Annotated in this window: 11 protein-coding genes; 3 read left to right on the top strand and 8 right to left on the bottom strand. The window is 71.8% G+C overall.

Features of this window, described 5'->3' with window-relative positions:
- The first annotated feature begins 178 nt into the window (after positions 1–178).
- Positions 179–925, top strand: coding sequence for an SAM-dependent methyltransferase (locus ACIBJF_RS26695; RefSeq protein ID WP_399177348.1), 747 nt, complete (start codon positions 179–181; stop codon positions 923–925).
- Between the two features lie 116 nt (positions 926–1,041).
- On the opposite strand, the gene ACIBJF_RS26690 is transcribed toward ACIBJF_RS26695, so the two are convergent.
- From ACIBJF_RS26690 to ACIBJF_RS26655, 8 genes are all read right to left on the bottom strand, one after another.
- The gene (locus tag ACIBJF_RS26690; protein ID WP_399177346.1) at positions 1,042–1,479 is read right to left on the bottom strand and encodes a VOC family protein; all 438 of its coding nucleotides are present in this window, start codon (positions 1,477–1,479) and stop codon (positions 1,042–1,044) included.
- 180 nt (positions 1,480–1,659) lie between these two features.
- Positions 1,660–3,093, bottom strand: coding sequence for an aminobutyraldehyde dehydrogenase (locus ACIBJF_RS26685; protein ID WP_399177344.1), 1,434 nt, complete (start codon positions 3,091–3,093; stop codon positions 1,660–1,662).
- The gene (locus ACIBJF_RS26680) at positions 3,086–4,399 is read right to left on the bottom strand and encodes a flavin monoamine oxidase family protein (protein WP_399177342.1); all 1,314 of its coding nucleotides are present in this window, start codon (positions 4,397–4,399) and stop codon (positions 3,086–3,088) included. Before ACIBJF_RS26680 ends, ACIBJF_RS26685 begins: the two co-directional genes overlap by 8 nt.
- Before the next feature lie 36 nt (positions 4,400–4,435).
- Entirely contained in the window at positions 4,436–5,506 is a 1,071-nt protein-coding gene (locus ACIBJF_RS26675) for an ABC transporter ATP-binding protein (RefSeq protein WP_399177340.1), read from the bottom strand.
- Between the two features lie 5 nt (positions 5,507–5,511).
- On the bottom strand, positions 5,512–6,393 hold the full coding sequence (locus tag ACIBJF_RS26670) for an ABC transporter permease (protein ID WP_399177339.1): 882 nt from the start codon (positions 6,391–6,393) through the stop codon (positions 5,512–5,514).
- Entirely contained in the window at positions 6,390–7,289 is a 900-nt protein-coding gene (locus tag ACIBJF_RS26665; protein ID WP_399177336.1) for an ABC transporter permease, read from the bottom strand. Before ACIBJF_RS26665 ends, ACIBJF_RS26670 begins: the two co-directional genes overlap by 4 nt.
- Before the next feature lie 3 nt (positions 7,290–7,292).
- On the bottom strand, positions 7,293–8,417 hold the full coding sequence (locus ACIBJF_RS26660; RefSeq protein ID WP_399177334.1) for a spermidine/putrescine ABC transporter substrate-binding protein: 1,125 nt from the start codon (positions 8,415–8,417) through the stop codon (positions 7,293–7,295).
- 171 nt (positions 8,418–8,588) lie between these two features.
- Positions 8,589–9,764 carry an aromatic ring-hydroxylating dioxygenase subunit alpha gene (locus tag ACIBJF_RS26655; RefSeq protein WP_399177333.1) on the bottom strand — a complete coding sequence of 392 codons (1,176 nt, stop codon included), beginning with the start codon at positions 9,762–9,764 and terminating at the stop codon, positions 8,589–8,591.
- Between the two features lie 479 nt (positions 9,765–10,243).
- Here ACIBJF_RS26655 and ACIBJF_RS26650 point away from each other — a divergent pair, with 479 nt between their 5' ends.
- Positions 10,244–10,672, top strand: a complete 429-nt coding sequence (locus ACIBJF_RS26650) for a hypothetical protein (protein WP_399177331.1) — start codon at positions 10,244–10,246, stop codon at positions 10,670–10,672.
- Positions 10,669–11,925 carry an NADH-ubiquinone oxidoreductase-F iron-sulfur binding region domain-containing protein gene (locus tag ACIBJF_RS26645; protein ID WP_399177329.1) on the top strand — a complete coding sequence of 419 codons (1,257 nt, stop codon included), beginning with the start codon at positions 10,669–10,671 and terminating at the stop codon, positions 11,923–11,925. The genes ACIBJF_RS26650 and ACIBJF_RS26645 overlap by 4 nt, the downstream gene beginning before the upstream one ends.
- The last annotated feature ends 3 nt before the right edge of the window (positions 11,926–11,928 follow it).

Below are 11,928 nucleotides of genomic sequence, written 5' to 3'. Positions count from 1 at the left end.
AACAGCCGGCCGAACGGAGCAAGCACGCCACCCCGGCCTGCTGGCCCCGCACGGACATCGGGTGGGCATCACCTCATTACGTGATGACTCTTAGCTTGACCGCGTTGGGGACAGACAGACAGACAGACAGACAGACAGACAGACAGCTCAGCCTCTGCCGATCGAAGGAACCCCCGAAGTGGATCTTCCACGCGCTTTCACGATCCGCGAGAGCAGCCACCGCATCCACAACCCCTTCACCAGCCAGAAGCTGGCCGTTCTCGGCCGGGCGCTCGGGCCGGCGCCCGGGGCACGCGTGCTCGACCTGGCCTGCGGTTCGGGCGAGATGCTGTGCACCTGGGCCCGCGACCACGGGATCACCGGGACCGGGGTGGACATCAGCACGGTGTTCACCGCCCGCGCCCGCGCCCGGGCCCTGGAACTGGGTGTCGCCGACCGGATCACCTTCATCCACGGCGATGCCTCGGATCACGTCGCCGAGGACCCGGTCGACATCGCGGCCTGCCTCGGCGCCACCTGGATCGGCGGCGGTCTCCCGGGCACGGTCCGCCTGCTGCAGAGCAGCCTCCGCCCGGGCGGGACGATCCTGATCGGCGAGCCGTTCTGGCGGCGTGACCCGCCGAGCCAGGAGGCCGTCGAAGCCTGCCATGCCGGCAGTCGCGAGGACTTCCTGCCGCTGGCCGGACTGATCGAGCGGTTCGGCTCACTCGGCTACGACGTGGTCGAGATGGTGCTCGCGGACCAGGACAGCTGGGACCGCTACCGCGCCGCCCAGTGGCTCAACATCCGCCGCTGGCTCGACAGCAACCCCGAGGACGAACTCGCCCCCGCGTTCCGGGAGGAGCTCAGCACCGACCCCGTCCGTTACGCGCGCTATGAACGCGAGTACCTGGGCTGGGGTGTCTTCGCCCTGATGCGCCGCTGACCGGGGTCGGGGGCCGGAATCTCCCCGGCCCCCACCCGAGGCGCATGGACCCGCCACCGTGTCACCGCCTTGACCATCACGAACTCGGTGACCGGCCCCTGCCGACCGGCGGGCGTTCAGGCGACCGGTGGGGACTCTTCGCCGAAGACCCAGGGGGCCAGCACGACCTGCCAGCCGTCCGGGTCCTCGAAGAGAACCGCGCCGTGTTCCGGCCAGTACGGGTTCGCCGAAGGGACCGGGCTGTGCCCGTGCTCGGCGAGGCGTCGGACGGCGGCGGCCACGGCTTCGGGGCCACGGAGGTACAGCACCAGCTGGTTCTCCGGGTGCGGCTCGGGGATGCGGGGCGGGTCGCCGTGCTGCAGAAGCTCCATGTGCACCGGTGTGCCCGGCAGGCCGAAGACGACGCCGTCGTAACCCTGATGGCCGCGCCACTGGGCGAGTACCGGCAAGCCGAGGACATCGCGGTAGAAGACGAGCACGTCGTCGTAGTTCGCGGTCGGCCGGGCGAACCGGACCGCTCCCACGTCGAGGTGGCTGGGCCAGGAGTGAGACATGGGTCGATGCTTCCACACGTCCGCCACGGGGCGAATCGGGCTTCTGGCCTACGACCGGAGACCTGAGAGCGGACTCCACGACCACCTCGGCTACTGGCTCCGTCGCCTGTCCGACGAGGTCCACAGCCCGTTCGAGGCCGAAGGCCGCCTTCAAGGTCCTCGAAACCGGCCGGGCGGACCTCACAGCATGACGTGCTTGACCTGCGTGTAGTCGAGCAGGCCGGTGAGGGACAGGTCGCTGCCGTAACCCGAGTGGCGTACCCCGCCGTGTGGCATCTCCGAAACGGTCGTGCCGTGTGTGTTGACCCAGACGATGCCGGTGTGCAGCGCCCGGCTCGCCCGCATGGCCCGGTCATGGTCGCGGGTCCAGACGCTCGCGGCCAGCCCCTGGGGCACGGCGTTCGCCATGCGGAGCGCGTCGGCCTCGTCGGCGAAGGGCTGGACGGTGACGACCGGCCCGAACACTTCGGTGCGTACGATCTCGTCCTCCTGCCGGACCCCGGCCACCACCGTCGCCCGATGGAAGTAGCCGGGGCCCGGCAGGGCCGTGCCACCGGTGACGACCTCGGCGTGGGCCGGCAGGCGCTCCAGCAGGCCGCGCACGGAAGCGAGTTGGGTGCCATGGGCGAGTGGGCCGAAGCCGGCGTGCGCGTCGTCGGGTGCATCTGGCACGCGCCGGGCCGCCCGGCTCGCGAAGGCCTGAAGGAAGGTGTCGTGAACGCGCCGGTGAACCAGGATCCGGCCGGCGGCCGTGCAGTCCTGGCCCGCGTTGTAGAAGGACAGGTACGACAACTGCTCGACCGCTTCGTCGAGATCGGCGTCCTCGTGGATCAGCACGGGTGAGTTGCCGCCGAGTTCGAGATGCAGTCGCTTGAGGTCGTGCGCCGCGGCGGCCGCGATCTCCTGCCCGGCGCGCACGCTGCCGGTGACGGCGACCAGCCGGACGGCGGGATGGGCGACGAGCAGACGCCCGGTGTCGCGGTCGCCGCACACGACGTTCAGCACCCCCGTCGGCAGGTGCTCGGCGGCCAGCCGTGCGAGGAGCGCGGCGGAGGACGGCGTGGTGTCGGACGGTTTCAGGACCACCGTGTTCCCGGCGGCCAGCGCGGGAGCGATCTTCCAGACGGCCATCATCAGCGGGTAGTTCCACGGGGTGATCTGGGCGCAGACGCCGACCGGCTCGCGGCGCAGGACCGAGGTGCGCCCCGGTGTGTACTCGGCGGCCGCTGCGCCCGGCAGGTTCCGCGCGGCTCCGGCGAAATACCGCAGCACGTCCACGATCGCGGGCAGTTCGTCCGCCAGGAACAGCGCCCGCGGCTTCCCCGTGTCGGTCACCTCGGCCGCCGTCACAGCCGCCGCCTCCCGCTCGACGGCGTCGGCGATCCGCAGCAGCGCGGACTGCCGTTGCGCCGGAGTCGTGGCCGACCAGCCGTCGAAGGCCTCCTGCGCCGCACGGCAGGCGGCGCCCACGTCCTCGGGCCCGGAGCGGGGCGCCGTACCGTGCGGGAGTCCGGTCGCCGGATCGATCAGCCGCAGCACGGCCCCGGACGCGGCCGGTACCTCCTTGCCGCCGATGTGGTTGAGGACGGTCGTGAGGCGGTTGTGCTCAGCCACGGCGCAGTGCCTCCTCGGCGGCGGCGCGACCGGTGCGGACGGCGCCTTCCATGTATCCGGCGACCCACTGATCGGAGCCGCAGACGTAGAACGGCGGCTCATGGGCGCCGTGCAACGGACCGACCGCCGTGACCTCGCCCGGTGGCCACTGGGTGACATAGCCCTGCGTCCACGGATCGGTGCCCCAGAGGCGCAGATGGCAGGCGGTCGGCCGCAGCGCCTCGTCGCCGAACATGCCGGCCATCTCGGCGAGCAGTTCTCGGGCGCGCAGCCGCGGCGGGACTCCCAGCAGGACGCCGTAGCGCTCCGGCGGTACCAGCGCCGACAGCACGCCCTCGTTCTGCGGCCAGGTGCTGCCCAGCACCCCCTCGGACTCGGACAGGCCGTTCAGGCCGTCGGCGCGCCAGAAGGCACGGTCGTACACGGCGGCGAACTTCGCGGCGACCGCCTGACGTTGCCGGTGCAGCGAGGCGAGGCGGGCCTCGCTCACACCGGTGACGGCGACCGACCGCAGCGGCCCCACCGGCAGGGCGCTCACCACGGCCGCGGTGGTGAGGACCTCACCGGTGACCAGGCGTACGGTGCACCGCTCCGGGCGTATGTCCAGCGCGGCGACGGGCGAGCCGAGGCGGACGCGCGGCCCCAGTTCGCGGCCCATGACCTCGGCGAGGGTGGCCGACCCCGCCGCCAGGCGCAGCCCCTCCCAGGCCTCGTAGTCGTAGTCGCCAGGGCCGGGAACCGCCGCGCTCTTGCGCAGCGCCGCCAGCAGCGAGATCCGCTCGTACGACCCACCGGCCAGGCCCAGTTGGCCGATCTCCCACAGCCTTACCACCGCGGGTGCGGCGTGCCGAGAGTGCAGCCAGTCGGCCACGGACAGCCGGTCCAGAGTGGTCGCCTCCGGATGCGACCAGGGGTCGTCGGGGTCGACCGTGGCGGCGAGTTCGCCGAACTCCCTGCCGAGTCGCTCGTGCTGGACCAGGTCACCGGGGCCGAACCAGTGCGGTGGGTCTCCGGCCGAGACACCCTCGGGCGTGGCCCGGGTGATGCGGCCCGGTTCGGCGACGTAGCTGGGGACCAGCTCCAGACCGAGTTCCTTGGCGAGTTGCAGGTACGCGGTATGGGCATGGCCGACCACCTCGCCGCCCAGCTGCACGGTACGGCCGTCGGGCGTCCTCGTCTGCTCGACCCGGCCGCCCACGCGGTCCCGGGCCTCCAGGACGAGCACGTCGGTGCCGGCGGCCGCCAGGTCCCGGGCGGCGGCGAGGCCTGCCAGACCGGCGCCGAGCACGATCACGTCGTGATGCATCAGCTTCGCTTTCGTCGGTGCGGAAGGCGTACGGGGTCAGGCCAGGACCAGGCAGTGCTCGGGCCGCCAGCCGAACTCCACCGTCTCGCCGCCGCTCCAGCGGTCCTCCATGCGCGCGCGGGCCGTGTTCTGCTCCAGCACCGACAGCGTGACGCCCGGGGCGAGTTCGATCAGATAGGTGGTGGTCGGCCCGCTGTAGACGGTTTCCCGGAGCACGCCGCTCAGCATCGACATGCCGGGCTCGAAGTCCGACAGCCAGATCTTCTCGGGGCGTACGGAGACGCTGACGGCGGTGCCGTCCGCGATGCCGGTGCGGGGGCCGACGGGCACGGCCGGCCCCTGCTCCAGGGCGACCTCGCCGCCGCGGTAGGTGCCGTTCATCAGGTTGGACGTGCCCATGAAGGAGGCCACGAACCGGCTGGCGGGATGCTCGTAGACGTCCTCGGGGGTGCCGCACTGCTCGATGCGCCCCTCGTTCATCACGGCGATCCGGTCGGACATGGTCAGCGCCTCGTCCTGGTCATGGGTGACGAAGACGAAGGTGATGCCGACCTCGCGCTGGATCTGCTTCAGCTCCACCTGCATCTGCCGGCGCAGCTTCAGGTCCAGGGCGGCCAGCGGCTCGTCCAGGAGCAGGACCGCGGGGCGGTTGACGAGGGCGCGGGCGAGGGCGACGCGCTGCCGCTGGCCGCCGGAGAGGGTACGGGGCCTGCGGTCGGCGAGGCCGTCGAGCTGGACCAGCTCCAGCATCTCGCCGACGCGCCGGCGGCTCTCGGCCTTGGCGACGCCCTTGCGCCTGAGCCCGAAGGCGACGTTGTCGGCGACGCTCAGGTGGTCGAACAGCGCGTAGCTCTGGAACACCGTGTTGACGTTGCGACGGTTCGGCGGCAACGCGGTCACGTCCTCGCCGGCGAGCAGCACCGCACCCTCGGTGGGATCGCTGAATCCGCCGATCATGCGCAACGTGGTGGTCTTGCCGCAGCCGGAGGGGCCGAGCAGGGAGAAGAAGTGGCCCGCCTCGATGTCGAGGTCGAGACGGTGGACGGCGTAGGAGTCCGCGAACTGCTTGGATACGCCGTCGAGCCGGACGGCGGGGGTCGCGTCCATCGAAGTCACTCCCCGGAGAGGATGTCGAGGCCGCCGCGGCGGCCGAAGAGGCGCGGGATGAACAGGGCCAGCGCGATCAGGCAGATGGATCCCGCGAGCATCAGCGTGCCGACCGCGTTGGCGGTCGGCTGCAGGCCGAAGCGGATCGCCGAGTAGATCCGCACCGACAGCGGCTGGGGGTCGACGCCGGTGGTGAAGTAGGCGAGGACGAAGTCGTCGAAGACGAGCGCGAAGATCAGTACGGCGGAGGCGAGCACGGCGGGCAGCAGGGCCGGCAGGGTGACCAGGCGGACCGCCTGCCAGCGCGTGGCACCCAGGTCCATCGCGGCCTCCTCCACCTCGGGGTTGAGCGCGGCGACCCGGGACCGGAGGATGACCGTGACGTAGGAGATGGAGAACGTGATCTCCGAGAGCATCACCGTGCCGGTCGACAGGGCCATGCCGAGGCCCTTGAACAGCAGCATCGACGCCACGCCGGTGACGATCTCCGGCGTGATCAGCGGCACCAGCATGATCAGGCCGGCCAGCGAACCGAGCCGGGTACGGCAGCGCACCAGGCCGAGCGCGAGCGCCACACCGAGTACGACCGAACCGGCCATCGCCACGAGCGAGATCCGCAGGCTGGTGCCCAGCGACGCGATCAGGACGTCGTCGTGGACGAACGCGCGGTACCAGCGCAGGCTGAACCCGCCGAACACGGTCAGGGACTTCTTGGAGTTGAAGGAGAACAGGGCCACCACGGCGATGGGCAGGTAGAGCACGGCGAAGAACAGCCCGGTGACGGCGATGAGGATCCGCGGTCTGCGGTCGGCGCGCCCGCGGCGGCCGCGGGGCCGGGCGGCGGGCAGGGCGGGGGTGGCGGCGGAGGGCGGACGCAGCAGGGTCATCGGGGAGCCTCCGCCTCGTCCTTGCGGGTGCGCCGCAGATAGCCGAACATCCCGATCAGCAGCACCAGCATCAGCATCATGGTGAGCGCCGAGCCCAGCGGCCAGTTCTGGCCCTGGAAGAACTTGTCCTGGATGAGGTTGCCGATCATGATCTGGTCAGGCCCTCCCATGAGCTGCGCGCTGACGAAGTCGCCCATGGCGGGCAGGAAGACCAGGACGAGCCCGGCCGCCGCGCCCTGCCGGGTGGCCGGCAGGGTGACGAAGAAGAAGGTCCGGACCGGGCCGCCGTACAGGTCGCGGCCGGCCTCGACGAGGGAGACGTCCAGGCGTTCCAGGGCCGCGTACAGCGGGATGATCATGAAGACGACGAAGCCGTAGACGAGTCCCGCGACGACGCCGAGGCCCGTGTTGAGGATTTTCGTGTTCTCATCGGCGAGTCCCAGCGCACGCAGGGTGCGCAGCACCGGACCGTCGTCGGAGAGGACCACCGACCAGCCGTACATGCGGACCAGGTAGTTGGCGAAGAACGGGACCACGATGGCGGCGATCAGCGCGTGTTTGTACCGTCCGCCGTGCAGGGCGATGGTGTACGCCACCGGGTAGGCGATCAGCAGGCAGATCAGGCACGTCAACAGGGCGTAGCCGAGGGAACGTGCCATGACCTCGGTGTAGGCGGGGTCGGCGAGGGCGCGCACGCCGGACAGGTCGAAGCCGAAGCGTGGATTGCCGAGGTCGTCGGTGGTGCCGACCGCGAGGACGGCGACCAGCACCAGCGAGGCGATCAGGAAGCCGGTCATCCAGAGGGTGCCCGGCAGCATGAACCAGGTCCACATGCGGTTGCCCGTGGTGTCCGGGCCGCGGCGGCGGGCGCGGGAAGAGCGGGGGAGCAGCGTCATGGATCAGCCCGCCTTCACATGGGTCCAGGCGGTGTCGCGGGCGTCCTCCGCCGCGCGGCCGGCGTTGCGGAAGAACAGGCCGGCCTTCAGGTCGTCCTCGCTGACGAGGCACTCGGGGAAGGGCTCGACCAGTGCGGCGTAGGTCTTCTCGGTGCCGGCCACCGGCATCGGGTAGCCGATGTACTCGATGTTCTTCTTCACGTTCTCCGGCCGCAGCATGTAGTCGATGAACAGCATCGCGGTGCCGGGGTGGGGGGCGTTCCAGGGGATGGCGTAGCAGTCGGAGTTGATCGGCGTGCCCTCCTTGGGAGCCTCGAAGCCGAACACCGAGGGGTCCTTGGCCTGGTTGAGCATGGCGGCCATGTCGCCGCTCCACGCCTGGGTCATGACCGCGTTGCCGTTGAGCAGGTTGTTGTAGCTGTCGCTGGAGAAGCCGCGCAGCCGGGGCCGCAGGGTGCTCAGCAGTGAGGTGATGCGGTCGAGGTCATGGCAGTCGCCGGTGCTGACGTCCAGGCCGAGTTCGAGGGCGCCCATCCCGAGCACCTCGTCACGGTCGTCCAGCAGGAAGACCTTGCCCCTGGCCTTGTCGCTCCACAGGTCCCGCCAGGAGCCGGTCAGTTCGCCGATCCGGTCGCGGCGCCAGCCGATGCCGGTCTTGTACGCGGTGAACGGGACGGTATGTGCGGAGCCCGGGTCGTACCAGGGATCGGCGAAGTAGGCGTACGTGCCGAATATCGCGTGGGAGTTGATGAGTCGGGTGTGGTCGATACGGCGCAGCCGGCCCGCGCGGACCAGACGCTGCGCCCATTTGGCCGAGGGGAAGATGATGTCGTAGCGGTTGCCCGCGTTGAGCTTGGCGACCATGCCTTCCATCGAGTCGAAGTTCGACTGGACGACCTGGACGCCGTACTCCTTCTCGAAGCCCTTGAAGACGGACGGGTCGACGTAGTCGGCCCAGTTGAAGTAGACGAGATCGCCGTCGACGCGCGGTTCGACCGGGGCGAGCTGCTGGGCGCTGGGCGTTTTGGCGGGCATGAACCCGCAGCCGCCGACCGCGGTGCCGAGCAGGCCGCAGGCGCCTGCCCGCAGCACGGCGCGTCGCGTCGGTGGGAGTACCTCGGGGGACACGGATCGTCCTCTCCGTCGAGGAACGGCACAACTCCAGGGCTGGACCGGCTGGTCGGCTCACGGAGGCCCTGACTCCGTGCGAAGACCGGTCTGGGGAGGGTGCGAGCGTGCGTCAGCGGGGAAGGGATAAGTCCGTCCGGAGGCGTGCGGTGTGCGGTGCGCGGGGGGACGTCACCTCGGGTCCCCCTCCAGGTCGGCCCGGACCCGGCGGGCGAACCAGCCCACGGCGGCCTCGCGCCGCGAGAGCGGCCCCGGTTCAAAACCGGGTGTGGTCAGTCCGGCCTGCACGCGTTCCACCAGCTCGGCGTCCTCGTCGTTGGTGACCCAGCCGATGTGGATGTTCAGCCGCCGCGCGAGCCGGGTGCGGACGCTCTCGCCGTGCTTGGTGTAGAACGCGCCGGGGATCGCCGCCCGGTCCTGGGCGGTGGGCAGGGCGGTCCACGCGAGCACGTGGTCAGGGTAGAAGTCGATGAGCGTGTTCGGATAGATCACGGCGTAGCGCCATACCCGCCGGTCGGCCTCGGTCAGTCCCGGCATCGGGGTGGCCAGCCGCTGGTAGAGCCGCTCGGTCCAGTTCGAGGAGGCTTTGTCGCGCAGCGGGGACTCGAACAGGACGTAGTTCTCCCGCACGTCCACCGTGTACGCCTGATAGTCGAGCAGGCGCATCAGCGCGGGGTGGGCCACGGGGACGTGGTAGCCCTCCAGGTAGTTGTCGACGATCACCTTCCAGTTGGCGTTCTGGTGCTCGCCGCCCCGCGCGTCGTGGATGCGGTGCTTGCCGACGGGTTCCAGGCCGGGCCCGGCGTAACGGCCGACGGCCTCGGCGAGGCCGGCGCAGCTCTCGGCGAGCGGGGTCGCCTCCATGTCGAGGTTGACGAAGACGAAGCCGAGGAAGGACTCGACGTTGACCGGGTGCAGCCCGAGGCGGGGCTTGTCCAGGCAGGGGATCCGCCGGGCCTCGGGGGCGCCGACGAGCCGCCCGTCCAGCTTGTAGGTCCAGCCGTGGTAAGGGCAGCGGATCGCCTTGCCCGCCGGCTCGGGTTCCGTGACCAGGCGGGTGCCGCGGTGCCGGCAGACGTTGAGGTGGGCGGCCAGGGCGCCGTCTTCGGTGCGGACCACCAGCACCTCGCGCCCGGCCGCGGTCGCGGTGAGCCGTGCGCCGGGGCCGGGAAGGTCGGATTCGTGGCAGACGAGCTGCCAGGACCGGGCGAAGATGCGTTCGGTCTCGGCCTCGGCGATGGCCGGATCCGTGTAGTAGCGGGCCGGCAGCGCTTCCCCCGGATGCTCGGGAGGCGGCTTGGGCGGGGCAGCGGAGACGGTGGCTGCCCGGGTGGTCGAGGGATGCATGGGTTCCTCCTCCGCGCCGCGGCGGCGGCGATGGGCGGTGAGGCTGCGTCGGGACGGTACGGCAGGCCGTGGCTTTCCGGCCTGTCGGCGTCGAGCTGACTAATTGGTTAGTCAGAGTGGGGTCGGTGCGGCGGCAAGTCAAGACTTGTGGGCTGACTAATTAGTTAGTTAGTGTCGTGGCAGGCGGAAGGCCAGGGCCCGCGAAGGGCTTCCAGGACCCATTCCGCAAGCCCGCGGACCTCGCTCCGCGCCACCGGGTCGTCCGAGTCCGGACACCCCCGGTCCGGGCGGTGCACGGCTCGGCCGTGGCACCTCGCACCGCCCCGGACACCCGCTGTCCACGCCGTGCACGGCCCCGGCCGGCACTCCGCACCCCGCTTCCGGCCCGCACCGCTCGGGCACCGGAGCCACCCCATCCCTGCCATCGCCGCGCCACCCCGCTCCGGGCCGTCCGGAGCGGTACGACCCAGGAGGCACGCATGAGCGCTCGCCGGAGTCTGGTATGGCTCGGCCTCACGCCGGAGCCCGAACAGGAACTGCCCACCGCGGTGGCCGCGCTGCGGGCCCCGGCACCGGGCCGCCCGTCGTCGGCCCTGGTCGCCGCCGAGCGGCACCGCGTCCAGCGGCTGGTGCTGCGCGGCACCCAACGCGGCTGGCTGAGCTACCTCCGCGAGGTGACCGACCTGGTCGTCGAGGCCGCGGCGGAATCCGCGGCCGCCGACCCCCGGCCGGCGCTGGTGGCAGGCGAGGTCGTCCTCGACCACCACCGCATGCTGATCGGTCTGCCCGGCCCCGCGTACGCACGCACCGCCGCACAGCGCCGGGACCTGGAAGGAGCGCTGGCACGCCTGAGAGCCCGGGGCGGCCCCGGCCCCGACGGCCGCTTCGAGCCCGGGAGCACCGTATGACCGGCGTCCATTCGCTCCTTCCCGCCGGACAGCCGGGCCTGCTCGTCTCACCGGTGTTCGGTGCCGAGCCGTACCGCGGCGTCGAGGACCTCGCCCGGTATCTCGCCGCAGGCGGCTATGCGCCGCTGACCGCGCGGGACCGGTTGCTCGATCTGATCGCCGCCGTAGGACTGCGTGGCCGCGGCGGCGCCGGCTTCCCCGCCGCCGTGAAGCTGCGCGCCGTCCGCGACGCACCCGGCCGGCCCGTCGTCGTCGCCAACGGTGAGGAGGGCGAGCCCGGATCCGTCAAGGACCGGTGGCTGCTGCGCCACCGACCGCACCTGATCCTCGACGGCCTGCGGCTCGCCGCGGCCATGACCGGTGCCCGGCGCGGGGTCGTCTACCTCTCGGACCCCCGCGCCGAGCAGGCCGTCCGGCACGCGCTCGCCGAGCGTCCGGCCGGTCCGCGCGTCGACGTCGTACGGACGGACCAGGCGTACGTGGCGGGGGAGGAGACCGCGGTCGTACGTCGCATCGAGGGCGGTCCGGCCCTGCCCACGGCGAAGCCCCCGCGCCCCTTCGAGGCAGGGGTCGGCGGCGCGCCCACGCTGGTCGCCAACGTCGAGACACTGGCGCGGATCGCGGTGATGCACGCGTGCCCCGACGTCGCGCCGGTCCTGGCGCGCGCTCATCTGGTGACCGTATCGGGACCGGGCGGTTCCGCCGCCGCGCTGATCGAGGTGCCCGCCGGTACGCATCTGACGGTCCCCGCCGACCTGTGCGGGCACGGGATGGCCGAAGCGGTCCTCCTGGGCGGCATGTTCGGCGGGCTGTACGGTCCCGGCTGGACGGACCTCCGCCTCGACCACGACGGGCTGAAGGCCGCCGGCGGAGCACTGGGCTGCGGAGCGCTGCACTTCCTGCGTCCCGGGGACTGTCCCGTCGCCCTGGCCACCGAGGCCACCGCCTACCTCAAGGCACAGAGCGCCCGGCAGTGCGGGGTGTGCGTCTCCGGAACCGGGGCACTGGCCGGAACCCTCGCGGCCCTCGCACGCGGCGAAGCGGGCGCGGGCCCGACGCAGCAGCTGCGGCGCTGGTCGTGGCAGCTGCCCGGCCGCGGGGCCTGCGGGCTGCTCGACGCGGCGGCCCGGATCGTCGCCACGCTCCTCACCCACTTCCCCGACCGGCTCGAAGCCCACCGCGGCTCGGGCTGCCCGGACTGCACCGATGTGGCACCCGACGACGGACGCCGGTTCGCGGTGCCCGTGCCCTGACCC

The organism is Streptomyces sp. NPDC050743, assembly GCF_044456925.1.
Classification (GTDB): domain Bacteria; phylum Actinomycetota; class Actinomycetes; order Streptomycetales; family Streptomycetaceae; genus Streptomyces.
This window is presented reverse-complemented; position numbering and strand designations above follow the sequence as displayed.

What these genes read in the sequence shown, in the direction of transcription:
- ACIBJF_RS26690 (WP_399177346.1), bottom strand. Translation starts at nt 1,479, where the DNA reads ATGTCTCACTCCTGGCCCAGCCACCTCGACGTGGGAGCGGTCCGGTTC.
- ACIBJF_RS26680 (WP_399177342.1), bottom strand. Translation starts at nt 4,399, where the DNA reads ATGCATCACGACGTGATCGTGCTCGGCGCCGGTCTGGCAGGCCTCGCC.
- ACIBJF_RS26675 (WP_399177340.1), bottom strand. Translation starts at nt 5,506, where the DNA reads ATGGACGCGACCCCCGCCGTCCGGCTCGACGGCGTATCCAAGCAGTTC.
- ACIBJF_RS26670 (WP_399177339.1), bottom strand. Translation starts at nt 6,393, where the DNA reads ATGACCCTGCTGCGTCCGCCCTCCGCCGCCACCCCCGCCCTGCCCGCC.
- ACIBJF_RS26665 (WP_399177336.1), bottom strand. Translation starts at nt 7,289, where the DNA reads ATGACGCTGCTCCCCCGCTCTTCCCGCGCCCGCCGCCGCGGCCCGGAC.
- ACIBJF_RS26655 (WP_399177333.1), bottom strand. Translation starts at nt 9,764, where the DNA reads ATGCATCCCTCGACCACCCGGGCAGCCACCGTCTCCGCTGCCCCGCCC.
- ACIBJF_RS26650 (WP_399177331.1), top strand. Translation starts at nt 10,244, where the DNA reads ATGAGCGCTCGCCGGAGTCTGGTATGGCTCGGCCTCACGCCGGAGCCC.
- ACIBJF_RS26645 (WP_399177329.1), top strand. Translation starts at nt 10,669, where the DNA reads ATGACCGGCGTCCATTCGCTCCTTCCCGCCGGACAGCCGGGCCTGCTC.